Annotated in this window: 25 protein-coding genes; 2 read left to right on the top strand and 23 right to left on the bottom strand. The window is 68.0% G+C overall.

Going from position 1 to position 26164, the window contains the following annotated elements:
• Positions 1-8 precede the first annotated feature (8 nt).
• The 3 genes from rpoZ to mihF are packed head-to-tail and all read right to left on the bottom strand — an operon-like array spanning position 9 to position 1243.
• Positions 9-305 (bottom strand): DNA-directed RNA polymerase subunit omega, encoded by a 297-nt coding sequence (gene rpoZ / locus FO044_RS06935; RefSeq protein WP_132993464.1) that lies wholly within the window; start codon positions 303-305, stop codon positions 9-11.
• A complete protein-coding gene (gmk, locus tag FO044_RS06930) occupies positions 302-925 on the bottom strand; it encodes a guanylate kinase (RefSeq protein ID WP_132993465.1) in 624 nt (207 codons plus the stop codon). The genes rpoZ and gmk overlap by 4 nt, the downstream gene beginning before the upstream one ends.
• A 3-nt stretch (positions 926-928) precedes the next feature.
• Positions 929-1243, bottom strand: coding sequence for an integration host factor, actinobacterial type (gene mihF / locus FO044_RS06925; RefSeq protein WP_132993466.1), 315 nt, complete (start codon positions 1241-1243; stop codon positions 929-931).
• A gap of 217 nt (positions 1244-1460) precedes the next feature.
• On the opposite strand from mihF, the gene FO044_RS06920 reads away from it, so the two are divergent.
• Positions 1461-2528 (top strand): alpha/beta hydrolase, encoded by a 1068-nt coding sequence (locus FO044_RS06920; RefSeq protein WP_132993467.1) that lies wholly within the window; start codon positions 1461-1463, stop codon positions 2526-2528.
• A gap of 13 nt (positions 2529-2541) precedes the next feature.
• On the opposite strand, the gene pyrF is transcribed toward FO044_RS06920, so the two are convergent.
• From pyrF to FO044_RS06870, 10 genes are all read right to left on the bottom strand, one after another.
• Complete coding sequence (pyrF, locus tag FO044_RS06915) at positions 2542-3375, bottom strand: orotidine-5'-phosphate decarboxylase (protein WP_143965463.1); 834 nt, start codon at positions 3373-3375, stop codon at positions 2542-2544.
• Positions 3372-6707 (bottom strand): carbamoyl-phosphate synthase large subunit, encoded by a 3336-nt coding sequence (gene carB, locus FO044_RS06910; RefSeq protein ID WP_132993469.1) that lies wholly within the window; start codon positions 6705-6707, stop codon positions 3372-3374. Before carB ends, pyrF begins: the two co-directional genes overlap by 4 nt.
• Entirely contained in the window at positions 6707-7885 is a 1179-nt protein-coding gene (gene carA / locus FO044_RS06905; RefSeq protein WP_132993470.1) for a glutamine-hydrolyzing carbamoyl-phosphate synthase small subunit, read from the bottom strand. The genes carB and carA overlap by 1 nt, the downstream gene beginning before the upstream one ends.
• On the bottom strand, positions 7886-8479 hold the full coding sequence (locus tag FO044_RS06900; RefSeq protein WP_132993471.1) for a PH-like domain-containing protein: 594 nt from the start codon (positions 8477-8479) through the stop codon (positions 7886-7888). It abuts the gene before it with no gap.
• Positions 8476-9804, bottom strand: a complete 1329-nt coding sequence (locus FO044_RS06895) for a dihydroorotase (RefSeq protein ID WP_132993472.1) — start codon at positions 9802-9804, stop codon at positions 8476-8478. The genes FO044_RS06900 and FO044_RS06895 overlap by 4 nt, the downstream gene beginning before the upstream one ends.
• Positions 9801-10820: an aspartate carbamoyltransferase catalytic subunit gene (locus tag FO044_RS06890; RefSeq protein ID WP_132993473.1), complete on the bottom strand. Its 1020-nt coding sequence runs from the start codon at positions 10818-10820 to the stop codon at positions 9801-9803. Before FO044_RS06890 ends, FO044_RS06895 begins: the two co-directional genes overlap by 4 nt.
• The gene (gene pyrR, locus FO044_RS06885; protein ID WP_132993474.1) at positions 10817-11413 is read right to left on the bottom strand and encodes a bifunctional pyr operon transcriptional regulator/uracil phosphoribosyltransferase PyrR; all 597 of its coding nucleotides are present in this window, start codon (positions 11411-11413) and stop codon (positions 10817-10819) included. Before pyrR ends, FO044_RS06890 begins: the two co-directional genes overlap by 4 nt.
• Positions 11414-11484: 71 nt before the next feature.
• Positions 11485-11952, bottom strand: coding sequence for a transcription antitermination factor NusB (gene nusB, locus FO044_RS06880; protein WP_132993799.1), 468 nt, complete (start codon positions 11950-11952; stop codon positions 11485-11487).
• Positions 11953-12002: 50 nt separating this feature from the next.
• The gene (efp, locus tag FO044_RS06875) at positions 12003-12566 is read right to left on the bottom strand and encodes an elongation factor P (RefSeq protein ID WP_132993475.1); all 564 of its coding nucleotides are present in this window, start codon (positions 12564-12566) and stop codon (positions 12003-12005) included.
• 55 nt (positions 12567-12621) lie between these two features.
• Positions 12622-13749 carry an aminopeptidase P family protein gene (locus FO044_RS06870; RefSeq protein ID WP_143965462.1) on the bottom strand — a complete coding sequence of 376 codons (1128 nt, stop codon included), beginning with the start codon at positions 13747-13749 and terminating at the stop codon, positions 12622-12624.
• A gap of 24 nt (positions 13750-13773) precedes the next feature.
• Between FO044_RS06870 and FO044_RS06865 the strand changes: the two genes are divergently transcribed.
• On the top strand, positions 13774-14268 hold the full coding sequence (locus FO044_RS06865) for a B-4DMT family transporter (RefSeq protein WP_165943095.1): 495 nt from the start codon (positions 13774-13776) through the stop codon (positions 14266-14268).
• A gap of 102 nt (positions 14269-14370) precedes the next feature.
• On the opposite strand, the gene aroB is transcribed toward FO044_RS06865, so the two are convergent.
• The 10 genes from aroB to FO044_RS06815 form a co-directional block, all read right to left on the bottom strand.
• Positions 14371-15477 carry a 3-dehydroquinate synthase gene (aroB, locus tag FO044_RS06860; protein WP_132993477.1) on the bottom strand — a complete coding sequence of 369 codons (1107 nt, stop codon included), beginning with the start codon at positions 15475-15477 and terminating at the stop codon, positions 14371-14373.
• Positions 15474-16049: a shikimate kinase gene (locus FO044_RS06855; protein WP_412917617.1), complete on the bottom strand. Its 576-nt coding sequence runs from the start codon at positions 16047-16049 to the stop codon at positions 15474-15476. Before FO044_RS06855 ends, aroB begins: the two co-directional genes overlap by 4 nt.
• Entirely contained in the window at positions 16046-17224 is a 1179-nt protein-coding gene (gene aroC, locus FO044_RS06850) for a chorismate synthase (protein ID WP_132993478.1), read from the bottom strand. Before aroC ends, FO044_RS06855 begins: the two co-directional genes overlap by 4 nt.
• A gap of 75 nt (positions 17225-17299) precedes the next feature.
• Positions 17300-18112 carry a DUF1906 domain-containing protein gene (locus tag FO044_RS06845; RefSeq protein ID WP_132993479.1) on the bottom strand — a complete coding sequence of 271 codons (813 nt, stop codon included), beginning with the start codon at positions 18110-18112 and terminating at the stop codon, positions 17300-17302.
• Positions 18113-18169: 57 nt separating this feature from the next.
• Positions 18170-18580, bottom strand: coding sequence for an A24 family peptidase (locus tag FO044_RS06840; RefSeq protein WP_165943096.1), 411 nt, complete (start codon positions 18578-18580; stop codon positions 18170-18172).
• Positions 18581-18706: 126 nt separating this feature from the next.
• Positions 18707-19576 (bottom strand): shikimate dehydrogenase, encoded by an 870-nt coding sequence (locus FO044_RS06835; RefSeq protein ID WP_132993481.1) that lies wholly within the window; start codon positions 19574-19576, stop codon positions 18707-18709.
• A 16-nt stretch (positions 19577-19592) separates the two neighbouring features.
• Complete coding sequence (locus FO044_RS06830; RefSeq protein WP_235831477.1) at positions 19593-21545, bottom strand: endolytic transglycosylase MltG; 1953 nt, start codon at positions 21543-21545, stop codon at positions 19593-19595.
• Between the two features lie 30 nt (positions 21546-21575).
• Complete coding sequence (ruvX, locus tag FO044_RS06825) at positions 21576-22013, bottom strand: Holliday junction resolvase RuvX (protein ID WP_132993482.1); 438 nt, start codon at positions 22011-22013, stop codon at positions 21576-21578.
• Complete coding sequence (alaS, locus tag FO044_RS06820) at positions 22010-24676, bottom strand: alanine--tRNA ligase (protein WP_132993483.1); 2667 nt, start codon at positions 24674-24676, stop codon at positions 22010-22012. The genes ruvX and alaS overlap by 4 nt, the downstream gene beginning before the upstream one ends.
• A 116-nt stretch (positions 24677-24792) precedes the next feature.
• The gene (locus tag FO044_RS06815) at positions 24793-26154 is read right to left on the bottom strand and encodes a replication-associated recombination protein A (protein ID WP_132993484.1); all 1362 of its coding nucleotides are present in this window, start codon (positions 26152-26154) and stop codon (positions 24793-24795) included.
• Positions 26155-26164 lie beyond the last annotated feature (10 nt).

The following is a 26164-nucleotide window of genomic DNA, read 5'->3' as shown; positions in this document are numbered from 1 at the left end:
GGCGGGACCTACTCGCCTTCGGTGTGCTCGAGCAGGTCGGAGTGGATCTCGCGCATCGCGATGGACAGCGGCTTCTCCTGAACGCCCGGCTCGACGAGCGGGCCGACGTACTCGAGGATCCCCTCGGCGAGCTGGTTGTAGTAGTCGTTGATCTGTCGCGCACGCTTGGCGGCGTAGATGACCAGCGCGTACTTCGACGAGGTGCGCTCGAGCAGCTCATCGATCGGCGGGTTGGTGATGCCCAACGGAGTGTCGTACACGGGCTCGTCGACAACGGTCGACACGGTCTCGGTCTGAGTGCTCACACATTCTCCTGCGCAGTATTTTGGGTCGTCCGCGTTTCCATGCGCGATCCGACCAGCAAGTTTACCAATTGTTCTGCGGTCACGTCGACATCGTCGTTCACGACGACGTGCTGGAACTCCCCGCGCGCTGCCATTTCGGTGCGCGCGGTCGCCAGTCGACGTTCGATCACCTCGGGACTCTCGGTGCCCCGCCCGGTCAGGCGGGAGACGAGTTCGTCCCAGCTCGGCGGTGCGAGGAAGACGCTGATCGCCTCTGGAAGGTGCGCCCGAACGTTGCGCGCGCCCGCCAGATCCACCTCCACCAGGACCGGCCGTCCATCGTGCATCGCCGCCTCCACCGGGGCGAACGGAGTACCCGATCGTTGGATCCCGCCGTGGATGTCGGCCCACTCCAGCAACTCGTCGGCCTCGATCATCTTGTCGAACGCCTCGCGTGTCACGAAGTGGTAGTCGCGACCGTCGACTTCCCCTGGACGGGGGTCGCGCGTCGTCGCCGACACGCTGAAGAAGAGATCGGGAAGCTCATCGCGGAGTCGGCCGACCACCGTCGACTTCCCAACGGCCGAGGGGCCGACCAGTACAACCAGTCGGCCCCTCGGTCGGGACTGAGAGTCAGGCACAGCTCACGAGCTGAACTTCTCGAGGAGTGCCTTGCGCTGACGATCGCCGAGACCGCGAAGGCGGCGCGTCGGAGCGATCTCCAGCTCGGTCATGATTTCCTGCGCCTTGACCTTGCCGACCTTGGGCAGGGCCTCGAGGAGGGCAGAGACCTTCATCTTGCCGAGGATCTCGTCGTTCTCGGCGTCAGCCAGGACCTGCTTGAGGTCGGTGCCACCGCGCTTGAGCCGCTCCTTGAGCTCGGCACGCACGCGACGGGCAGCCGCCGCCTTCTCGAGCGCTGCCGCGCGCTGCTCGTCGGTCAACTGGGGAAGAGCCACGGTTCCTCCGTCTTTCGTTTCTACGGTTCGGTTGGTCCACGAGACGCTATCAGTGCCTCGCGGTGGTTCGTCACGAGGTCAGAATGACCACGAACGATCAGGACGAGCGTAACGCTCATCGCTGAGACCAGCCCAAACGGTACCCGCTGCCCGCCCCGGTGCGCATCATCGCCCCGGGCGCGCCGCAGAAAACACCCCGGTAGTACCGTGTCGATCCATGCTGGATGACCTGCGCACCCTCGCCCGTGTTCTGCGGAACGACCATGCACCCCACGACAGCACCGGATCGGTCATCGTCGCCGACCATCCGCATGCACGTCTTCGCAGGTACGGCACACCGCAGCAGGTAGACGCCGCCCGTGCGGCACGCGCTGTTCCGGTGCTTCTCGTGCCCCCGCTGGCGGTCCCTGCCAGTTGCTACGACCTGGCTCCCGGAGCCACTCCGGCGAACTCGGTCGTCGAGTTCCTGCTGTCGACGGGGACCATCCCGTACGTGGTCGACTTCGGGGATGTCGGCTACGCCGACCGCGGGCTCGGGTTCGAGGACTACTTCGACGAGTTCGTCCCGCAGGCGGTCACCGCTGCGGTCGACGACTTCCGGGCGGGGTCCGACGCCGTCGATCTGCTCGGTTGGAGCCTGGGCGGCACCATCTCGGTGCTGACCGCCGCCTACCGCCCGGAGCTCCCGATCCGCTCGGTGATCACCGTCGGCACACCCCTCAACTACTCGAAGATGGCCACGTACGCACTGGCGCGCCGGTTGCTGTCGCCGACCGGCGGCAAACCGCTCAACTACCTTCTCCGGGCAGGTGGCGGGATCCCCGCACCGCTCGTCCAGTTCGCCTACCGTGCCAGCGCCTGGCAGCGCGAACTGCGCAAACCCCGATACATCCTGGACAACCTCGACGACCCGGACGCTCTCGTGCGAATGCAGGTCATCGATCGGTTCCAGGACGCGATGCCCGGGTACGCGGGCCGGGTGAGCGAGCAGATGCTCGTGAACCTGGTGGTGGGCAACGAGATCGGCGAAGGCGTGCTCCACCTGGGCGGACGCACCGTGGACGTGCGCACCGTCGCCGCTCCGGTGTTCATGGTCGGCTCGCACCGCGACGCCATCGTCGGCTATGCGGCCGCACGTCACGGCGAGGCGCTGTTCACGGCGTCGTCGCATGTGGAGTTCCACACCGTGGAGTCGAGTCACCTCGGCCTGCTGACCGGGGCCGACGCCGCGGCGCAGACGTGGCCGGCGATCGCTGCCTTCCGGGAGCGAATCGCCGCCGAGTGAGTGGCGGCGCAGATCAGGCCAGGGCGGCTTCGATCTCGTCGCGAGCAGCGCTGACGGCGGCCGACAACGCCGCGACATCGGGGCCGGAACCAAGGATGCTGCGGCTCGCGGCCGGTAGCAGCCAGGAGGCATCCGCCCCGTCGAAGATGCGGGCCAGGTCGGCGGCTGTAGCCCCCTGGGCGCCGAGCCCGGGCGACAGAATCGGCCCCCTCAGAGCGCTCAGATCCAGCCCGTGCTCCCTGGTGGCACCGACCACGACGCCCACCGTCCCGGTGCCGTCAGCGTTCGCTGCTGCCGCGGCGTCGACGATCGACTGAGCAACCGTCCCACCACCGGCGGTACCGGCCGTCTGCAGCTCTCCCCCGTCCGGATTGGACGTCCGGGCGAGAGCGAACACGCCGCGAGCTGTGGCCCGCGCGACTGCGACCGTGGGATCGAGGGATCCGAATCCCGGGTAGGGCGACACCGTCACGGCGTCACTGCACAGCGGCGACCCGTCATCGAGCCAGGCGGTCGTGTACGCCGCCATGGTGGTGCCGATGTCCCCGCGTTTGGCGTCCGCCACCACGAGTGCGCCCGCCGCACGGCACCCGGCGATGACGTCCTCCAGAACGGCGAAGCCCGCCGAGCCGAACTGCTCGAAGAACGCCACCTGCGGCTTCACGACCGCGGCCACCGGACCGATTCCGGCGACGCACGCGTCCGCGAAGGAACGCAGGCCGTCGATGTCCACCGGCAGCCCCCACGCCGTGAGCAGTGCCGCATGCGGGTCGATGCCCGCGCAGAGGCGGCCGCGCTGTGCGACCGCCTCCCGATAACGCTCGGCGAAGCTGCTCGCAGGCGTCACGCGCCCGCCTGCATCTCGGCGTGACGTCGCTGCAGGGACGCCACTCCCATGCTCGACCCGAGAGTCGCCTCGATGCCCTGGACCGCAGCGCTAGCGCCAGGCACCGTCGTGATGCACGGGACGGTGCCGGCGATCGCCGCCGAACGGATCTCATAGCCGTCGATGCGCGGACCCGAGGTGCCGTACGGGGTATTGATGATCATGTCGACCCGGCCCGCGCGGATCTCGTCGATCACCGTCTCCTGCTCGGCCGACTTCTCCGAACCCTTGGCGACCGTGGCTACCTCGATACCGTTGCGCCGCAGCACGTCTGCGGTACCGGAGGTGGCCATGATCGAGAATCCGAGGTCGGCCAGGCGCTTGATCGGGAACAGGATGGACGCCTTGTCCCGATCGGCGACGGACACGAACACGGTGCCCGATGTCGGCAGCGCGCCGCCTGCGGCCTCCTGCGATTTGGCGAATGCCCGCCCGAAGTCGCCGTCGAGGCCCATGACCTCGCCAGTGGACTTCATCTCCGGACTCAGAAGTGAGTCGACGCCCGTGCCGTCGGCACGACGGAAACGGTTGAACGGCAGGACGGCCTCCTTGACGGCGACCGGCGCGCTCGACGATGTCGTCGATCCGTCTCCCGTCGGCGGCAGGATGCCCTCGTTGCGCAGTTCGGCGACGGTCCGGCCGAGCATCACCCGTGCACACGCCTTCGCCAGCGGCACGGCGGTCGCCTTGGACACGAACGGCACGGTGCGGCTCGCACGCGGGTTGGCCTCGAGCACGTACAGCACGTCGTCCTTGAGCGCGTACTGGACGTTCAGCAGGCCCCGCACGCCGATCCCCTTCGCGAGAGCCTCGGTCGAGAGTCGCACCTGCTCGACCTGGGCGGCCCCCAGGGTGATCGGAGGCAGTGCGCACGCCGAGTCGCCGGAGTGGATCCCCGCCTCCTCGATGTGCTCCATGATGCCGCCGATGAACAGCTCCTGGCCGTCGTAGAGAGCGTCGACGTCGATCTCGACGGCCCCTTCGAGGAAGCGGTCGACGAGCACCGGACGATCGTGTGAGATCTCCGTGGCTCGTGAGATGTAATCGGCGAGCGCCTCCTCGTCGTACACGATCTCCATGCCGCGGCCGCCCAGCACGTACGACGGGCGCACGAGGACCGGGTACCCGATGCGTGCTGCGATGTCGCGAGCGCCGTCGAAGGTCGTCGCGGTGCCGAACTGCGGGGCGGGCAGGCCCGCGTCGTTCAGCACGGTGCCGAACTCGCCGCGGTCCTCCGCCAGGTCGATCGCCGCCGGGCTGGTGCCGACGATCGGCACCCCGGCCGCTTCGAGCCGTTTGGCCAGGCCGAGCGGCGTCTGACCACCCAGCTGCACGATGACGCCGGCGACCGTTCCCGACTCAGACTCCGCGTGGAACACCTCGAGCACGTCCTCGAAGGTGAGCGGCTCGAAGTACAGCCGGTCCGCGGTGTCGTAGTCGGTGGAGACCGTCTCCGGGTTGCAGTTGACCATCACCGTCTCGTAACCGGCCTCGCTGAGCGTGAGGGCTGCGTGCACGCACGAGTAGTCGAACTCGATGCCCTGGCCGATGCGGTTGGGTCCCGAGCCCAGGATGAGCACCTTCGGCCGGTCCGGCTGCGGGGCGATCTCGCTCGTCGCCGCCGGATCGAGCTCGTAGGAGCTGTAGTGGTACGGCGTCTTCGCCTCGAACTCCGCCGCACAGGTGTCGACGGTCTTGTACACCGGCCGCACCCCGAGGGCGAGACGATGCACCCTGGCCGCGTCCTCGTCCGCGAGATCTGAACGGAGAGCCGCGATCTGACGATCCGATAGCCCGTTCGTCTTCGCCAGACGCACCAGGTCGGCGTCGAGTTCGGCCGCATCGCGGACCTGGTGGCCCACGTCACGGATTCCGTCGATCTCGGCCAGGAACCACGGGTCGATCGCGGTGGTCTCGTAGATCTGCTCGATGGTGGCGCCCGCTTCGAGCGCGAGCATCAGTTTGTACATCCGGCCGTTCTTGGGGACCGCGATGTCCTTGAGCAGCGCTTCGACGTCGATAGTCGCCGGGTCGGGACGGTCTGCCTCGGTCCAGAACCCCGCGGCCTTCGTCTCCATCGACCGCATCACCTTGCCGAAGGCCTCGGCGAAACTGCGCCCGAGACTCATCCCCTCGCCAACCGATTTCATCGTGGTGGTGAGCGTGTCGTCGGCACCGGGGAACTTCTCGAACGCGAAACGCGGCGCCTTCACCACGACGTAGTCGAGCGTCGGCTCGAAGGCCGCTGGGGTGACCTTGGTGATGTCGTTGAGGATCTCGTCGAGTGAGTAACCGATCGCGAGCTTGGCGGCCATCTTGGCGATCGGGTATCCGGTCGCCTTCGATGCGAGGGCCGACGACCGCGACACCCGGGGGTTCATCTCGATGACGACCAGCCGGCCGTCCCGCGGGTCCTGCGCGAACTGGATGTTGCAGCCGCCCGTATCGACGCCCACCTCGCGCAGGATCGCGATCGACTGGTCGCGCATGATCTGGTACTCGCGGTCGGTGAGCGTCATCGCCGGTGCGACGGTCACCGAGTCGCCGGTGTGCACACCGACCGGGTCGACGTTCTCGATGGAGCAGATGACGACGACGTTGTCCTTGTTGTCGCGCATCAGCTCCAGCTCGAACTCCTTCCAGCCGAGGATCGACTCCTCGATGAGGACGTTGGCCGTCGGCGACGCGGCGAGCCCGCCGCCTGCGATGCGGTCCAGGTCGGCGTCGTCGTAGGCCAGACCCGAACCGAGACCGCCCATGGTGAACGAGGGTCGGACCACAACCGGGAAGCCGAGATCGTCCACCGTCTCGCGGACCTCGTCCATCGTGTAGCAGACCGCCGAGCGAGCGCTCTCGCCGCCGATCGAGGCAACGATGTCCTTGAACTTCTGACGGTCTTCACCTCGCTGGATCGCCTCGAAGTCGGCGCCGATCAGCTCGATGTCGTACTTCTCGAGCGAACCCCGATCATGCAGTGCCACAGCGGCGTTCAGCGCGGTCTGCCCCCCGAGAGTCGCCAGCACGGCGTCGATCGGATGGCCGCCGGCCGCTTCGGCCTCGATGACCTTCTCGATGTACTCGGCGGTGATCGGCTCCACGTACGTCGCATCCGCGAACTCGGGATCGGTCATGATGGTCGCCGGATTGGAGTTGACCAGCGACACGCGCAGGCCCTCCGCTTTGAGGACACGGCAGGCCTGGGTGCCCGAGTAATCGAACTCGCAGGCCTGGCCGATGACGATCGGCCCGGAGCCGATCACCAGGACATGGGAGATGTCTGTACGACGGGGCATCAGGAACGGTTCCCTTCCATCACGTGAACGAACTTGTCGAAGAGGTTGGCGGCGTCGTGCGGACCCGACGCGGCCTCGGGGTGGTACTGGACGGAGAACGCCTTCCCCGACGCCAGTTCGACCCCCTCGACGACACCGTCGTTGGCGCAGACGTGCGACACCCGCGCCCTGCCGAAGTCGGTGTCGAACTCCTCCCCGGCCTCACCTTCGATGGCGAATCCGTGGTTCTGCGAGGTGATCGCGACCCGGCCGCTCGCGGTGTCCAGGACCGGGATGTTGATCCCGCGATGTCCGAACTTGAGCTTGTAGGTGCCGCGACCGAAGGCCCGGCCCAAGATCTGGTTGCCGAAGCAGATGCCGAAGGTCGGAAGGCCGGAGTCGATGACCTGCCGGGTGAGCTCCACGGCATCGTCGGCGGTAGCCGGGTCGCCCGGCCCGTTGGACAGGAAGAATCCGTCGGGGTTCATCGCCCGGATGTCGTCGTAGGACGCGTTCGACGGGACCACGTGCACCTCGACCCCACGGGCCGCGAGCATGCGCGGCGTATTGGCTTTGATGCCCATGTCCAGGGCGACCACTTTCAGCTTGCCGGTGCCGCCTGCCGCTTCGACGACGTACGGCTCGGTCGTGCTGACCTCGGCGGCCAGATCCGAGCCCGTCATCGCCGGCTGCTCCCGCACGGAGGCGAGCATCTCGTCGGTGGAGGCGAGCGCGTCGCCGGAGAAGATGCCCGCACGCATCGCGCCGTTCTCGCGCAGGACCCGGACCAGTGCCCGGGTGTCGATGCCCGCGATGCTCACGACCTGCTGGCTGACCAGCTCCTCCTCGAGTCCGGATCCGGCGCGCCAGTTGGACACCCGTCGCGTGGGGTTCCGGACCGCGTACCCCGCGACCCAGATCTTGCCGGGATCCTCGTGGTCGATGAAGTCGGCTGACCACCGCATCGTCGACCGCTTGCCCAGCATGCTCTCGCTGTCCTCGGTGTTCCAGCCCGTGTTGCCGATCTGCGGGGCGGTCGCCACCACGATCTGCCGGTGGTAACTCGGATCGGTGAGTGTCTCCTGGTAGCCGGTCATCGCGGTGCAGAACACCGCCTCTCCGAAGGTTCGGCCCACGGCTCCGAACGCGCGACCGGTGAAAACCCGGCCGTTCTCCAGCACCAATACCGCTTTGCTCATCTACTTTTCCTTCTTCATCTCGGTGCCGGACTCGGATGCCGATCCGCCTGCGCGCTCCTGATCTGCAGCCTCCGCCGCTGCGAACGCCCGCTCGTTCAACGCTGCGTAGGCTGCGGCCCACTCCGGGTAGACGGACTTGTCGTCGCCGCGGACACCCGAGTCGAGTTGCACACCCGAGGGCAGGGTCCAGCGGATGACCAGCACGCCGTCACGGCTCATCACCTTGCCCGCGAGACCGTTCTCCGGTCGCACGGCCACGATCGCATCCGACGGGATCCAGATCGGCGACGCACCCTGCCGGCTGATCAGCAGCCCCTCCGGGTACTCGGCAAGATCGCAGCTGGCGCGGTCGCCGTAGTCTCCGACGGCGACGCGATCCTGCCAGCTCGGCGACACGGTGCTACCGACGTACAGCCCGGTGTGCGGCCCGCGCACCGGGTCACCGACCTCGGCGGGCGGGACCGGGAACTCGCCCAGCACCTGCTCCTGACGCCGGCCGCGGTTGCGCCAGCCGCGCAGGACCAGCAGGACCAGGGTCAGCCAGACGGCGAGAGCGCCGAGCACGATCAGCGTGTAGTACAACCAGGTGCTCACAACCACTCTCCTGCCGTCGCCGCCTCCGCCGGGGCGGACCGCAGCGCGGTCACCCGGCCGCGCAGAACGGTCCCGGTGACCACTCCGGGCAGCATCATCTCGTCGTACGGGGTGTTCTGCGACTTACTCGCCACCCGATCGCCGCGCACCGTCCACTCGGTGTCCGGATCGATGATCGTCAGGTTGGCGGGTTCGCCGACGGCGATCGGACGGCCCTGATCGTCGAGGCCGACGATCTCGGCAGGTCGCTCGCTCATCACGCGGGCGACGCCGCGCCAGTCGAGGAGTCCCGGGCGGACCATCGTGTCGACGACGATCGAGAGCGCCGTCTCGAGGCCGAGCATGCCCGGGCGCGCCTGCGAGAACTCGCAGCACTTCTCCTGGGCTGCGTGCGGTGCGTGGTCGGTGGCGATGCAGTCGACGATGCCCTCGGCGAGCGCCTGGCGCAGAGCCTGCTTGTCACTCGCCTCACGCAGCGGCGGATTCACCCGGTTGACGCCGTCGTACGTCTCGAGTCGCGAATCGTCCAGGAGCAGGTGGTGCGGGGTGACCTCCGCGGTCACCACGATGCCCTGTCCCCGTGCCCAGCGCAGCAGTTCGACGGTGCCCGCCGTCGATGCGTGGGCGATGTGGACGCGGGCACCCGCGTCCCGCGCCAGCAGGGCGTCGCGCGCGACGATCGACTCCTCGGCTGCCCGCGGCCAGCCCGCGAGGCCGAGCCGCGCGGCGGTCGGCCCGTCATGAGCGATAGCGCCGACCGTCAGCCGCGGATCCTCCGAATGCTGCGAGATCAGCACGCCGAGACCCGTCGAGTACTCGAGGGCGCGCTTCATGATCACCGGATCGTGAACGCACTTGCCGTCGTCGCTGAACAGCCGGACCCCGGCCGCTCCGTCCGCCATCATGCCCATCTCGGCGAGTTGCTCGCCTGCGAGGCCGACGGTGACCGCCCCGACCGGGTGGACGTCGACGAGCCCCACCTCCTGGCCGAGTCGCCAGACGAGGTCGGTGACGACGGCGTTATCGGCGACGGGCGCCGTGTTGGCCATCGCGAAGACCGCCGTGTAGCCGCCTCGCGCAGCCGCCTGCGATCCGGACGCAACGGTCTCGGTGTCCTCGCGGCCCGGCTCACGCAGGTGAGTGTGCAGGTCGACGAAACCCGGCAGCAGCACGCCACCGCGGCCGTCGAACGTGTCGGCCGCCTCCGGTGCATCGAGGCCCGCGCCGATCGCGGTGATCTCGCCGTCGACGACCGCGACATCGACGGGCGCGCCGTCACCGTAGGGCCGGACGTTGGTGATCAGGACCGAACCGGTGACGGTCACGCTTTCTCTCCTCCACGCTGATGGGCCGGCTGGTCGCCGGATGACTGCTCGGGCGCGGCCGACGGCTCGTCGGCGCCCGCGAGGAGACGGAAGAGAACCGCCATGCGGACGTGCACGCCGTTGCGGACCTGTTCGAGCACCGTCGCCTGGGGCGTGTCCGGAACGGTGAAGCCGATCTCCATGCCGCGCAGCATCGGGCCCGGGTGAAGCACGATCGCGTCGTCGCTGAGCAATCTCATCCGGCGGTCCGAGAGCCCGTACCGCACCGCGTACTCCCGCGAACTCGGGAAGAAGCCGCCGTTCATCCGCTCGGCCTGCACCCGCAGCATCATCACCGCGTCGGCCGCAGGCAGTTCCGCATCGAGATCGGTCGCGACGCGCACCGGCCAGGTATGGACACCGGTCGGCTGCAGTGTCGGCGGTGCGACCAGCACCACCTCCGCGCCCAGGGTCGACAGCAGGTGAGCGTTGGACCGCGCGACCCGCGAGTGCAGGACGTCGCCGACGATCGCGATCCGGCGTCCCTCCAGGGACCCCAGCCGCTGCCGCATCGTGTACGCGTCGAGAAGTGCCTGAGTCGGATGCTCGTGGGTGCCGTCGCCGGCATTGATGACCGACGGCCCGGTGGTGGGCAGTCCGGTGACGTCGACGCCGTCGTTGGTCCAGCCCGCGACCTGATGGGCCGCACCCGAAGCCGGATGGCGGATGATGAGCGCATCGGCACCCGCGGCGCGCAGGGTCTTCGCCGTGTCGCGCAGCGACTCGCCCTTGTTGGCCGATGACGTCGACGCGCTGACGTTGATCACGTCCGCGCTCATCCACTTGCCCGCCACCTCGAACGACACTCTGGTGCGGGTCGAGTTCTCATAGAAGACGGTCATCACGGTGCGGCCGCGCAGCGTCGGCAGCTTGCGGACCTCTCGGCCGGCGAGCGCCTGCTCGAAACGCTGCGCCTCGTCGAGGATGTCGAGCGCTTCATCGCGCGACAGGGCAGCAGTCGAGAGTAGGTGCTTCACCGGAGCACCACCTCGTCGAGCCCGTCGTGTTCGGCGAGATGCACCTGCACGTCCTCGTCGCGCGAGGTAGGGATGTTCTTGCCTACGTAGTCGGCCCGCAACGGGAGCTCGCGGTGCCCGCGGTCCACCAGGACCGCCAGCTGCACCGCTGCCGGGCGCCCGAGATCGCGGAGCGCGTCGAGGGCCGCACGCACCGTGCGGCCGGAGAACAGCACGTCGTCGACCAGGATCACGAGCGCGCCGTCGACGCCGCCTTCGGGCACCAGTGTGCGTTCGAGCGGACGGTGCGGCTTATCGCGCAGATCGTCGCGGTACAGGGTGATGTCGAGGTATCCGGTCGGCACCGACAACCCGGCGAACTCGCCGATCTTGCCTGCCAGTCGTTGCGCGAGCGAGGATCCCCTGGTCGGAATCCCGATGAGCAGGACTCGACCGGAATCGGGTGCGTCGAGCGCGGTCTTCTCGATGACTTGATGCGCCATTCGGGCAACCGTGCGGCCGACGTCCGAAGCGTCGAGCAGGACCCGGCCGGAGTCCGCCGCAGAGCTTTCCTCGGCGGTGGAATTCCGGGCATCATCGACTGGCGGTGCCAAGCCGACCTCCTTCTCCGCCTCACTGGACGGATCGTTAAAGGAACTGTGCTTTGACTACGGACTCTACGCTCTCAGCGCGCGCCCGGCCCCTCCGGGTCCCGGCCCGCCCGGGGCACGGCCTGGGCGACCGCAGCAGCGCGCACCTGGGGCGCCAGCGCCGCGATGCGGTCGAGCACTCCGTTGACGAACGCCGGCGATCCCTCGGTGGAGAGCTCCGATGCCAGGGTGACCGCCTCGTCGACGACCACGGGGACGTCGACGTCAGCCGAGTTGAACAACTCCCAGGTGGCCAAGCGGAGAATCGCCCGGTCGACGGCGGGGAGCCGCTCGAGGCGCCAGTTCTCCAGATGCGACGTCAGCACGGCGTCGATCTGAGACTCGTCGCCCGCCACTCCCTCGACGAGGGTGACGACGTAACCCGACATCTGGCCGACCGCATCATGTTCGGCGAACCAGCCGCGGCGCTCATTCACCAGCTGGGTCGCCGGGACCTGCTTGACGTCGGCTTCGAAAAGAATGTCCACCGCGCGACGCCGCATGCGGTGGCGGCCTTTGATCTCACTCACTACGAATCAGTTCCCGCGAGATCTCAGCTGTTGACCCGGCCGAGGTAATTACCGTCGCGCGAGTCGATCTTCAGCTTGTCACCGATGTTGATGAACAGCGGGACGCTGATCTCGGCACCGGTCTCGAGCTGTGCCGGCTTGGTACCGCCGGTGGACCGATCCCCCTGCAGGCCCGGGTCGGTCTGCGTGACCTCGAGCTCGACGGTGACCGGGAGTTCGACGAACAGCGGCTCACCCTCGTGAGCCGAGACCTGGACGGTCATGTTCTCCAGCAGGAACCGCGAGCTGTCGCCCATGGTCTCCGGCGTGATCGCGATCTGCTCGAAGTTCTCGCCGTCCATGAAGACGAAGTCGGCACCGTCCTTGTAGAGGTACGTCATGTCGCGGCGGTCGACCGTCGCGGTCTCCACCTTGACGCCCGCGTTGAACGTCTTGTCGACGCTCTTACCGGAGAGCACGTTCTTGATCTTGGTTCGCACGAACGCGGGCCCCTTGCCGGGCTTGACGTGCTGGAACTCCAGGATCTGCCACAGCTGGTTGTCGATCTTGAGGACCAGGCCGTTCTTGAAGTCGGCGGTGCTCGCCATGAATGTTCTCCTCGCGGGTATGTCGTGTGACAGGCGGCTGTGCACCTGCGTCGGTCTATAGGGCGCGTAGCGCCCGGTGTGTGGTCGTCAATGACCTCGGTCCGGCGTCGGTGACCACCAGGGTGTCCTCGATCCGCACGCCGCCGCGGCCCGGGAGGTAGATCCCGGGTTCAACGGTGACCGTTGCGCCGTCAGGCAGTGTACCGCTCGCCGCTGCCCCGATTCCCGGTGCTTCGTGGATCTGCAGGCCGACGCCGTGCCCGAGCCCGTGCACGTAATGGTCGCCGTATCCGGCATCGGTGATCACCGCACGCGCCGCCGCGTCGATGCCCGCGAGGTCCGCACCCACGGCCAGCGCGTCCCGTCCGGCCTGCTGCGCGGTTGCCACGATGTCGTAGATCTCACGCTGCCACTCCTGTGGTTCCCCGAGGACGAAGGTGCGCGTCATATCGGAGTGGTAACCGCTCACCACCGCCCCGAAATCGATCTTGACCAGGTCTCCGTCGGTCAGCACGGCGTCCGTCGGCCGGTGATGCGGAATCGCCGATCCGGCTCCTGCGGCCACGATGGTCTCGAACGCGATCGCATCCGCGCCGCGTTCGAACATCGCCCATTCGAGGTCTCGAGCCACCTGCCGTTCGGTGCGCCCCGGAGCGATCGCGCCCCGCTCCACGAGGGCGGCCAGCGCATCGTCACCGATTCCGCAGGCCGACGTGATCAACTCCACTTCTCCGTCGTCCTTGCGAATGCGCAGCCCCTCGACCGCGTCGACGAACGGATGCAGGGTGACGCCGCGGTCGGCGGCAGCCTGCGACAGCTTCTCGAAGGCGGCCACCGTCAACACGTGTCCTTCGACCGCGATCCGGGCGCCCGGGACCCGATCTGCCACCAGCGCGATCAGGGCTGCCGGGCAGTCACGGGCGATGTGGGCCTCGACGTCGGGCGACTGCTCGGCTACCTGCGTCGAGTACCGCCCGTCAGTGCAGATCCGGTCGGCGTCGCGCTCGGCCCCGGACCAGACCAGCACCGCTGCGTTACTGCCGGTGAAACCCGACAGGTACCGGACGTTGTCGAGGTCCGAGACGACCATCGCATCGACGCCGGACAACAGGTCCGAACCCGCTAGACGGGATCGCCGGACCCCGTGAGCGCCCGAGAATCGCATGTCGACATTGTTGAACATGTTCCACCCCGCTACTGTGTTCCCATGAGTTGGCTTCTTCGTGGCATCGTGATGTCGCTTGTGCACATCGCTGCCCGCATCATTCTCGGCTCCTTCATCATCTCCGCGCCACTCTCCTCGTCGATGGCACGCTGGGTCGCGATCGCAGCGGTCTGCCTCATCGCCATGATCTGGGGCGGCATCGACGGGTTGCGCGATGCACGAGCCAACGCGGACCCCGACGACTACGCGGACCTCACGGTGCGCTGGCTCAAGGCCGGCATGTTCGCCGGAATCGTGTCGTGTGTCGTCTGCTGGATCGTCGGCACCAACTGGATCAACGGCATCGGCCAGGCTTCGCTGCCGGTCGAGATCTTCGCGGGCACCTCGTTCGTCGCGCTGTTGGTCTTCGTGCCTGCCTTCATCGGCGCATCGGCCGGCCGTTTCCTCATTCGCCGCGAACAGCGCAAGACCGAGCGCAAGGCCGCGGAGAACGCGGAGAACGACGACCAGCCCACCCAGGAGATGGCCGCCGTCTGATCGGCCGTTCCTCACCAGCTACGAGAAACAGCGCCGGACTGCGAAGTCCGGCGCTGTTTCTCGTGATTCGACGTTTCTCGTGACTCGGCGAGATCGGCTGTCTCAGAGCAGGATCGGACCGCTCTGCGGTTTCCCGCCTGCGACAGCCGAGTAGGCGCCTGCGATCAGCGAAGGGTCGGGCGCCTCGAGACGCCCCGGCTTCGCCAGTGCGTCGAGGACGACGAACCGCATTATTCCGGACCGGTTCTTCTTGTCCCCCGACATGCTGGTCAACAGGTCACCGAGGGCGTCGGGATCATAGGTGACCGGCAGTCCGACGAGCTCCAGGATCCGGCGATGCCGATCCGCGGTCTCGTCGTCGAGTCGGCCCGCGAGCCGGGAGAGCTCCGCCGCGAACATCATTCCCACCGATACGGCCGCACCGTGCCGCCACTTGTACCGCTCGCGACGCTCGATGGCGTGCCCCAGCGTGTGACCGTAGTTCAGGATCTCCCGGAGGGACGACTCCTTCAGGTCCGCGGACACCACATCCGCCTTCACCTGGACGGAGCGCCGGATGAGTTCGGGCAGCACGTCTCCCGCCGGATCGAGAGCCGCCTGCGGATCCGCCTCGATCAGATCCAGGATCACCGGATCTGCGATGAACCCGGTTTTGATGACCTCCGCCATTCCCGCCACGATCTCGTTGTGCGGAACGGTCTCGAGGGTCGCCAGGTCGACGAGGACGGCGTCCGGTTCGTGGAACGACCCGACCAGGTTCTTACCCGCATCCGTGTTGATCCCGGTCTTGCCGCCGACGGCTGCGTCGACCATCGCGAGCAGCGTCGTCGGCACGTGGATGACTCCGATGCCGCGCATCCAGGTGGCGGCGGCGAACCCGGCGAGGTCGGTGGCCGCACCTCCGCCCAGACTCACCACCTTGTCGTTGCGCATCATCCCGATGCGGCCGAACACCTCCCAGCAGAACGCGGCGACCGAAAGGTCCTTCCCGTCCTCGGCATCCGGGATCTCCACACGGTGCGCATCGAAGCCGCGTTCGGCGAGGAATGCACGGATCTGCTCGGCGGTCGCCGCGAGCGTCGGCTGATACACGACGGTCACCCGGTCAGCTCCCCTGGCCGCCTCGGCGAGATCGGTGAGCAGGCCGCGGCCGATGATCACCTCGTACGGACTGGCCGCCCGCACGGGGACCTTCACCGGTTCGGTCATCGAGTTTCTCCTTCAGGTGGGGGTTCAGTGGGGTCGGACCCGATCTCGGGTAGGCCGGCGGTGATCGAGATGACGAGTTCACCGACCGGTGCGGACGCATCAGCGGTCACCACGGCGACCGAGCGATAGTCGTCGACGCGACTCGAGAGGATCGCTGCGTACCGTGCTGCGGGATCGGCACCTGCCAGCAGCGGCCGATCGGAGCCTGCGACGCGGACGAATCCGTCGTCCGCGTCGATCTCCAGATAGATGACGTGGTGACCGGCGAGGGCCGCGCGGATGGACGGAACGGTGGGTGATCCGCCACCGAGTGCCACGACACCGGACGTCGTCGCGAGGACATCGCGGACGGTCGTCGCTTCGATCTCCCGGAATCCGCTCTCTCCATCGGATTCGAAGATCTCCGGAATCGTCCGGCCGCTCCGTCGTTCGATCTCGGTGTCGGTGTCGACGAACTCCACGCTGAGAGCACTGGCGAGTGCGCGGCCGACCGTCGACTTGCCCGATCCCATGAATCCGACGAGGACCGCACGAGGCGTTGCGGCCGATCCGGTGCCGGTGCTGTCGGTCACGGTCGCGGGGGACGCGCTTCCACTGCGTCCAGGTAGCCGCGCAGGTTGGCCGTGGTCTCGTTCACCGAGTCGCCGCCGAACTTCTCCAGCGCCGCCTGTGCGACGACGAGTGCGACCATCGCCTCGGCGACCACGCCTGCGGCGGGAACGGCGCAGACATCACTGCGCTGATGAATGGCGCTGGCCGGCTCACCGGTCGTCATGTCGACCGTCGCCAGGGCGCGGGGCACCGTCGAGATGGGCTTCATGGCGATGCGGACGCGCACGTCCTCGCCATTGGTCATACCGCCTTCGAGTCCGCCTGCGCGGTTGGTGGACCGAAGCACGCCGTCGGCGCCCGGAACCATCTCGTCGTGAGCCTGACTGCCGCGGCGGCGAGCGGTGGTGAAACCGTCGCCCACCTCGACGCCCTTGATGGCCTGAATGCCCATGAGCGCGGCCGCGAGTCGTGAGTCGAGTCGGCTCTCACCGCTCACGTGCGAGCCGAGTCCGACGGGGACGCCGGTCGCAATCACCTCGACCACGCCGCCGAGGGTGTCCCCATCGCGTTTGGCGGCTTCGATCTCGTCGATCATCGACGTCTCCGCATCCTTGCCGAAAGCCCGGACCGGGCTCGCATCGATGGACTCGAGGTCGGCGAACCGCGGCGTCGGACCGCTGTAGGGATCGCTGTCGCCGATCGAGACCACATGCGAGACGATGTCGATACCGAGTACCTGGTGCAGGAAGTTCCGGGCGACCGTGCCTGCTGTGACGCGAGCCGCCGTCTCCCGGGCGCTCGCGCGCTCGAGGATCGGACGCGCGTCGTCGAAGCCGTATTTGAGCATGCCGGAGTAGTCGGCGTGCCCCGGACGAGGTCTGGTGAGCGCCGCGTTGCGGGCGCTGCCCTCGAGTTCGTCGTCGTCGACCGGATCGGCCGACATGACCTTCTCCCACTTCGGCCACTCGGTGTTCCCGATCTGCACGGCGATCGGGCCGCCGAGCGTGAGACCGTGGCGCACGCCGCCGATGACGCTCACCTCGTCCGCCTCGAACTTCATGCGGGCTCCGCGACCGTAGCCGAGTCGGCGACGCGCCAACTGCTCGGCGATGTCAGACGAGGTGACCTGCACCCCCGCCACCATGCCCTCCACCAGGGCCACCAAGGCCGGTCCATGCGATTCTCCGGCTGTCATCCAACGCAACACACGTCAATTGTTCCAGAAGTCGCGTACGCGGGGACGGTCAGGCCACCCACGCTCGACGCACGCTCACGCCCAGGCGCCGTATTCGCGTTTCAGGATGGTGTTGACATCGACGTTCACGCCGCCGACTCGAGTGCTGCCACGCAGTTGACGCAGGTGAGCTGCCGGATGCACGTAGTCGTCAGGTGTGCCCCACCTGTGCTGCCAGTACCAGTCCGCGAGTCCGATGGCGTTCGCCCGGTGAATCGTCGGGGCGTTCGCGTACACCCCGAGCCGACGCCGACCGATCACGCTCTGCCAACCGAGCAGGAACGGCACGATCTGCGTGACGAACTGCTGTGCGGTCGGGTTGTCGTCTATCGATGCGTAGATCGGCGCGCTCCGCGGTCCACCGGCCGCGTCGTGGATGGCGACGGCACGGCGAGCATGATCGACTCCGGCCGGGAATCCGCCGAGCCAGTCCGCGGTCTGAGCCGTGCCGAACTGGTAGCACGACACCATGACCAGTCCGTGCTGACGGAAGTCGGCGGCCTCGGCCTCTCGGAGCGGCTTGCCGGCCATCCACTCGGCACCGGGACGTGGGTCGGAGACGTACCGGATGGCTCCGGCATGTCCGGCCGCACGCACCGCGGACGCCGACGGCACCCCGGCGGAGTAGTCGAGGAGCGTACCCAACCGCGGATCGCGTGGGCCGGACGAAGGCAGTTCCGACGATCCGCCGATCATCGCGTCGAGCGGTGCCGCTGCGGAACGTCCGGCGACCGTGGCTCCCACGCCGGCAGCGCCGACTCCGGCGACGAGTGCCGACAGGAACGCCCGACGGTTCACCGGGGTCCGACCACCCGCCGCAGCCGCGGTAGAGCGTGGATCGTGCGGCATGGCACCTCGCTGGTCGTCGACGACCGTCTGTCTGGGAACGACCGCTCCTTCACCAGGTTAGTCGTACTCCGCCTGCCACTTCAGCACCGTGAGTAACAGAACTGCACCGATCAGCACGGGACCGTGCCGGATCTTCGTCCGTCGCGAGGCGACGCAGATCACTGCGGTCATCACTGCTGCGACGAGCACTGCCCCGAGCGCGAGTCCCGGGTCGGCCAGCACTCCCCCGGCCGGAACAGCGAGCTTCACGTCGGCTCCGCCGACTGCCCGGGCGGCGAATGCGACCAGATAGGGAGTCGTCGCCACCAGCGCACTCACACCGACCGCTGGAACCCATCCCGAGACGAGCACCGTACCCCCGCATGCGGGCAGCACCATCGTGTTCGGGATGCGACCGGTTCGCCGATCGGCATCGGCGAGCACCAGAAGCCAACCGACGGCCAGGAGCGTCGCGATCAGCTGAGCCATGCCACCAGCGTGCATCGAGACCGCACCCCTGCCCAGGGCGTCATCCACAGGATGTCCCTGCGCTCCCCGACGGTGTGCTCCCGCGGCAGCTTCTGCTTCACGCGGCACCTGCAAGGGCCGCGAGAGTCAGTACGTGCCGCGGGAATCCTGCGCGCCGAGGTCGACGCCGACCGCCGCGGCCATCGCCGCCCGCGGCGCCGGCCGTCCGGTGAACTGCTCCACCTGGCTGTACGCCTGGTTGAGAAGCATCACTATTCCGCCGACGACATCACCGCCGGCGTCCGCCACTGCCGCAGCCAGGGGTGTCGGCCACGGGTCGTAGATCACGTCGACCAGCCTGCGTGAACCGGCGACCGCTCCGGCGAGGATCGCGGCAGCACTCGCCGGCACTGTGGAGACCGTGACATCGGCGCTCCCGCATCCGTCGCGCAGTTCGTCACTCGGCGCGAAGTCGACGACGCGCACGGTCATCGCGAGCCGCTCGGCCAGATCGACCGCACCCGCCGCCCGGTTCTCGTCCCGCGCAACGATGTCGACGTAGGTGATTCCGGCATCGGCGAGCGCAGCGAGCGCCGGGAGAGACGTCCCGCCCGCACCGATCAGTACCGCCCGGGAGGCATCCTCGGGCAGCCCGGCATCCGTGAGGGCGCCCGCCATCCCGTCCACGTCGGTGCAATCAGCACGCCACCCGTCGACGGTACGCAGGAGCGTGTTCGCCGAGCCGATCATCTGCGCACGCGCCGACACCACGTCCGCGAACTCCAGCGCGGCCAGCTTGCACGGCATCGTCACCGAGAAGCCGATCCACTCGTCGTCCGCCGTTCCGACCCGGTCGGGCAGTTGCTCGGCGGTCGTCTCCAGCGCGTCGTACGTCCACCCGTCGAACCCGAGGGCAGCGAAGGCGGCACGATGCAGATCCGGGGACCGCGAGTGCCCGATCGGCGAACCGAGGACGGCCGCACGGCGAGCATCAGCCCGACCGTTCACTGTAGGCATCTCATAGCTCGGATCCTCACTCGCAGTTGACGGAGAGGAAGCCGTTACTGCAGGCCACCTGACGGTTCTTCCGGTGCTGGCCGAACGTGTTCGCGAACAGAGTCTTGCCGTCCTTGTCGACGGTCACGAAGTAGAGCCACTTCCCCTTGGCCGGTTCCTCGGTAGCCCGCAGCGCACGCTCGCCGACCGCGCCGATCGGCGTCACCGGCAACCCGTCGTGGTGGTACGTGTTCCACTCGTTGTCGGCCGTGTAGGCGTCACCGTGCAGATCGATGTCTGAGATGGCCGCCGTGTAATTGGCCGTCGAGTCCATCTCGAGCCGCCGGTCGAGCTTGAGACGATTGAGGATGACGCGGGCGACCTTCGGGAAGTCGTTGTCCTTGCTCGCCTCGGCTTCCACGATCGACGCGACCGTCGCGGTGTCGTACGGCGAGAGTCCGGAGTAGTTGCCGCTCAGCAGCCCCCAGGTGGTGAACCGCGTGACGCTGCGAGTGATGAGCTCCCGGAGGATCTCGGTGGCGTCCAGACGTGGATCGATGTTCTCCCACGCACCCGACGCGATGAGGCCTTCGATCCGGCGGTGGTCGCCCTTGAGTTCATTCACCTTCGCCATCGCCCAGTCGGGCACGCCGAGGTCTTTCGGATCGGCGTCAGCGGCTGCGTCCTTCAGCTCCTGTTTGGTGACGCCCATCTTCTCGCCATCGGTCTCGAACGTGGTCGCCTTCTCGACCATCTCGAAGATGCCCGGGCGCGTCGACCCGTTCGCGCTCTGCTTGGAGTCGAGTTGCAGGCCCTCCGGAACGACGAACCGCCCCACTCGGCTCTCCGGCGATCCCATCTTGTCGATCGCCGTACTCGCCGAGATGCCCTTGGGTAGCCGGTAGAAGCCCGGCGTGACTGCGGCACCGCTGCTCTCGACCGCGTCGACGAAGGCACGACGGCTGCCGACGACACCCGCATCGGCGAGCGTCTCGCCGACGTCGCGAAGGGCGGCTTCGTTGGGAACCTCCACGATCACGGCACCCGACCCGGTCGTGCTGTCGAAGTCTTCACGCGAATCGAACAGGCCGAGCCATTTGGCGCCGACTCCCCCGACCACGAGGATCGCGATCAACGCGATGGCGCCGACGGCGAGGAGGAGATTCCGGTTACTCCGCTGCTTCGGCTTCGCGCCGTCTGTCCCTTGGTCATCCGTATCGGACAGGACGTCGTGCCCTGAACGATCGTGCGCTGAACGATCGTGCGCTGAACGATCGTCTGCGCCTCCGGGCGCCGACGCCGGGATCGTGCGCGGACCGACTCCGCGGCCCCGACCGCGCCACGGCCGGGAACGTCCACGTGCCGCAGCCGTCGTCGGCCGGCCGGGCGACGACTCGTCCTGCGGTCCGTCGTCGAGAACGTCGAACCCTCCCGCCGCGGCCGCCGCGGCACCCGCGGTCCCCGCTGCAGCCGTGCCCGCAACCGCAGCGGTCCGACCGCGCCCCGGTTCCGGACGGTCCTGTGGTTCGGTGACCTGATCGGACTCACTCGCTCCGGGTTTCGACGCCCCCGGTCCCGGCTCCCGCAAGCCCGGCTCGGGCGGACGTGGCTGTCGCGGAATCGGCTGGGGAGCCTGCCGTTCAGGTTCCTGGCTCGGATCCCGGAACTGCGTTCCGGACTCCGGCTCGGTCGACCGGTACCGGACCTGGAAATGCGGAGACTGCTCCTCGGGCGGAGGCTCGGGGGTGCGGTATTCGACCGTCGGGTCCGGAAGTTGCTGACCCTCCGTCCGGACGAGCGGAATGCTGCCCGTCGTCGTGGGATCGCCCGGCCCCCGGCGGCGACGATGCCGGGTCCCCGAACGGCCCGTCCCCGGATCGGTGAAGTAGCGCCATGACTCGTCCCCCGGGCGGCCGGCTTCCCGATCGCGTCGGCTACGGCGTCGCCCAGGCTCTTCACCGTGTCGCGGTGTCCGGTCCTGATCAGTCACGTGGGTCGATCCTCCTCATCGGGCGACGCGTCAGCGGCGCGCGTCCAACCATCCCTGCAGAATAGCGACAGCAGCGGCCTGATCCACGACGGCGCGCGCGTCTTTTGCTTTTACTCCACTCGCCCGCAGTGCCGTCGTGGCGGTCACCGTGGTCAATCGTTCATCGTGGTACTCCACCGGGAGGTCGCGGACCTCGGACAGCGCCGATGCGAGGCGGCCGCCGAACCCGCGTGCGGCCTTCACCGCCGGACCGTCGGTGTTCCGCAGGGTGCGCGGCAGTCCGATGACGACTCCGACCGCCTCGTACTCGTCGATGATGGTGACGATGCGTGCGATGTCGGATCCGTCCTTGGCGCGCTGCACGGTCTCGACCGGCGTCGCGAGGATGCCATCCGGGTCGCAGACGGCCACGCCCACTCGCACGCTGCCGACGTCGATCGCCACGCGGCGTCCTCGGGGCGAGATCATCGTCCCCCGACGACATCGCGGAGGCGGGTCAACGCGGCATCGATGCCTGCGGCGTCGGTGCCCGATCCCTGCGCGAGATCCGGCTTGCCGCCGCCGCGTCCGGCGACCACGGGAGCCACCTCGCGCACCAGATCGCCTGCCTTGAGCCCCGCATCCCGTGCTGCAGCGGTGGTTCCCACTGCGAACGGGACCTTGTCTCCGGCAACGGAGAAAAGCGCGATCACCGCATCTCGATCGGCCACCTTGCCCCGGAGGTCGGAAACCAGCGTCCGCAGACCATTGGCGTCCACACCGTCGCCGACGCGGCCCGAGACGACGAGGGTACCGCCGATCGTCTGCGCCTGATCGATGAGTCCGGACACCGCGGACCGCGCCTGCTCGGCCTTCACCGAGTCGAGGGCCTTCTCCGCATCGCGCAGCTTGGCGACCAGCTGCTCGACTCGCCCGGGCACCTGATCGGACGGAACCTTGAGCGACGACGCGAGACCCGCCATCAGAGCTCGCTCCTTCGAGAGGTACCGGAACGAATCCATGCCGACGTACGCCTCCACTCGACGCACTCCCGAACCGACCGATGACTCGCCGATCACCGTGATCGGACCGATCTGAGCAGACGCCCCGACGTGGGTGCCACCGCACAACTCCATCGAGAACGGTCCGCCGATCTCGACGACGCGGACCCGGTCTCCGTAGTTCTCGCCGAAGAGCGCCATCGCACCCATCGCCTTGGCCTTGGCCAGATCCGTCTCGAACGTGTTGACCTCGTAGTTGGCCTCGACCGCCTCGTTGCTGATCTGCTCGATCCGAGCTCGCTGGTCGTCGGTGAGCCCACTGCTCGCGTGGAAGTCGAAACGCAGGTACCCGGGGCGGTTGAGCGATCCGGCCTGGGTGGCCGTGGGCCCGAGTACCTGGCGGAGAGCGGCGTGCACCATGTGCGTCCCCGAGTGCCCCTGGGTGGCACCGTGCCGCCACGCGGAATCGACGGCAGCGAGGACCCGGTCACCCTCCGCGATCTCGCCCTCGTCGACCACGACGCGGTGCAGCCACACCTGCTTGCCCACCTTCTGCACGTCGCGAACCGAAAGCCGGGTGCCATCCGAGGTGGTGATGGATCCGTGGTCGGCCATCTGCCCGCCGGCCTCCGCGTACAGCGGACTCCGGTCGAGGATCACCTCGAGTTCGGTGCCCGGCACCGCGGAGCGAACGCGTTCGCCGCCCGCGATGAGACCGAGGACCCGCGCCTCGGAGACGAGCTCGTCGAACCCGGTGAACATGGTCGGACCGCGGTCGAGGAACTCGCGGTACACGGTCTGGTCCGCGTGCGACGCCTTGCGCGACGTGGCATCGGCCTTCGCCCGTGAGCGCTGCTCGGCCATCAGCTCGGTGAAGCCCTCGCGATCCACCGCCAGTCCCGCTTCGGCCGCCATCTCGAGCGTGAGGTCGATCGGGAATCCGTACGTGTCGTGCAACGCGAAGGCGTCGGAACCGCTGATCGTGGACTGACCACCCGCCTTGGTGGCATCGGCGGCCTCGGAGAAGAGCTTCGATCCGGCCGCGAGCGTCTTCGCGAAACTCGTCTCCTCGCCCACCGAGACCGAGACGATGTGCTCGCGCTGCTGCGCGAGTTCCGGGTACGCGGGACTCATCAGATCGACGACCGCGTCCACGATGGCGCCCATCGTCGGATCGGACGCACCGAGCAGACGCACCGACCGCACCACTCGGCGCAGCAGGCGGCGCAGCACGTATCCGCGGCCGTCGTTGGACGGAACGACGCCGTCACCGATCAGCATGACCGCGGTTCGAGCATGATCGGCGATGACCCGGAACCGCACATCGTCCTCGTTACCGCCGGCGCCGTAACCGCGACCGGTCAGCTCGGATGCGAGGTCGATGATGGGGCGGCACAGATCGGTCTCGTACACGTTGTCGACGCCCTGCAGGAGGCAGGCGACCCGCTCGATCCCCATGCCGGTGTCGATGTTCTTCTTCGGCAGCGGACCGAGGATCTCGTAGCCCTCCTTGCCGCCGCCCTCCCCGCGGATGTTCTCCATGAAGACGAGATTCCAGATCTCGATGTACCGGTCCTCGTCGACCTCCGGACCGCCCTCGGCCCCGTACTCGGGTCCGCGGTCGTAGAAGATCTCCGAACACGGTCCGCACGGTCCGGGCACGCCCATCGACCAGTAGTTGTCCTTGAGTCCGCGGCGCTGAATCCGTTCGGCGGGGACGCCGATCTCGTCGCGCCAGATCCTCTCCGCCTCATCGTCGTCGACGTAGACGGTCGGCCAGAGCCGTTCCGGATCGATGCCGTAGCCGCCGTCGTCCACCGAGTTCGTCAGCAGCGTCCAGGCGAAGGAGATGGCTTCGCGCTTGAAGTAGTCACCGAAGGAGAAGTTGCCCGCCATCTGGAAGAAGGTGTTGTGCCGCGTGGTGATACCGACTTCTTCGATGTCCAGGGTCCGGACGCACTTCTGCACACTCGTCGCGCGGTCGTACGGCGCCGTCTGATCGCCGAGGAAGTACGGCTTGAAGGGCACCATCCCCGCATTGACGAACAGGAGATTCGGGTCGTCGAGGAGCAGCGATGCGCTCGGTACCTCGGTGTGTCCGGCCCGGATGAAGTGATCCAGGAAGCGCTTCCGGATCTCATGCGTCTGCACTGCGGCGGTGTCCTTCGTTGAAGTCGCTGGTGATCGCCGATCAGTTTACCGGCTCAGGCCGATCGGATTCATCGGGGCGGCACCGCGACGCACTCGTGTCGCCGGGACCGGGTCGGCTATTTCCGCCGGTTTCGTTTCGCCAGTCCGCGGACGATCGACCGCAGACGCCCCACCCTCGGCCCCAGCTCACGTTCGAACCCGTGGTCGGTCGGATCGTAGTAGTCGACGCCGACCAGCACGTCAGGTGCGTACTGCTGGCTGAGCACCCCATCCGGGTCGTCGTGCGGAAACCGGTAGCCGATCGCGTTCCCCAGCTTCTGCGCTCCCGCGTAGTGCCCGTCCCGCAGGTGGGACGGCACCGCTCCCGCCTTACCGGCCGACACGTCGGCCATCGCTGCGGAGAGTCCGGAGTTGACGGCCCCTGATTTGGGCGCGGTCGCGAGGTGAATCGTCGCCTGCGCCAGTGCGAGACGAGCCTCGGGCATGCCGACGAGCTGCACCACCTGAGCCGCCGCGACCGCAGCTTGCAACGCGGTCGGGTCGGCCATGCCGATGTCCTCGCTCGCGTGGATCATCAAACGCCGGGCGATGAACCTCGGATCCTCCCCGGCGACGACCATTCTGGCCAGGTAGTGCAGCGCCGCATCCACATCGGAACCGCGGATCGACTTGATGAACGCGCTGGTGACATCGTAGTGCTGATCCCCGTCCCGGTCGTAGCGCACGGCGGCACGGTCGATCGCCGCCTCGACGTCCGCGACGGAGATCGAGTCGCCGTCCGCACCGTCCGCACTCGCCTCCAGAGCGGTGAGTGCACGCCGGGCATCTCCGCCGGATACCGCGACCAGGTGCGTGATCGCCTCGTCGGTCGGTTCGACGGCGCCGTCGAGGCCTCGCGGATCCTCGACGGCACGCCGAAGCACGGCCGCGACGTCGTCGTCGGTCAACGACCGCAACTGCAGGACCAGGGATCGCGACAGCAGCGGCGCGACCACTGAGAACGAAGGGTTCTCCGTGGTCGCCGCCACCAGCAGCACGATCCGGTTCTCCACGGCGTCGAGCAGCGCATCCTGCTGGGTCTTGGAGAAGCGATGCACCTCGTCGATGAACAGGACGGTCTGCTCGCCCTGCACCAACCGCCTGCGCGCGACGTCGATCACGGCACGCACCTCTTTGACGCCCGCCGACAACGCTGACAGCGCTTCGAAACTGCCGCCGGTCGCCTGGCTGATGAGCGAGGCCATCGTGGTCTTGCCCGTACCGGGCGGGCCGTAGAGCAGCACCGACGATCCGCCCGAACCGGCGATGAGGCGGCGCAGCGGCGAGCGCTCGCCGAGTAGATGATCCTGACCGACCACCTCCTCGAGCGATGCCGGCCGCATGCGCACCGCCAATGGTGCAGACGGGGACGACACCTTCACCGGGGTGGTCCGTTCCGAAGTGCCGATGTCGTCGAAGAGGTCGCCGGAGCCGGTCATCGGCGGCACC

Source organism: Gordonia zhaorongruii (genome assembly GCF_007559005.1).
In the GTDB taxonomy this organism is placed as follows: Bacteria; Actinomycetota; Actinomycetes; order Mycobacteriales; family Mycobacteriaceae; genus Gordonia; species Gordonia zhaorongruii.
The sequence above is the reverse complement of the archived record's forward strand: the minus strand, read 5'-3'. Positions and strand labels throughout refer to the sequence as shown.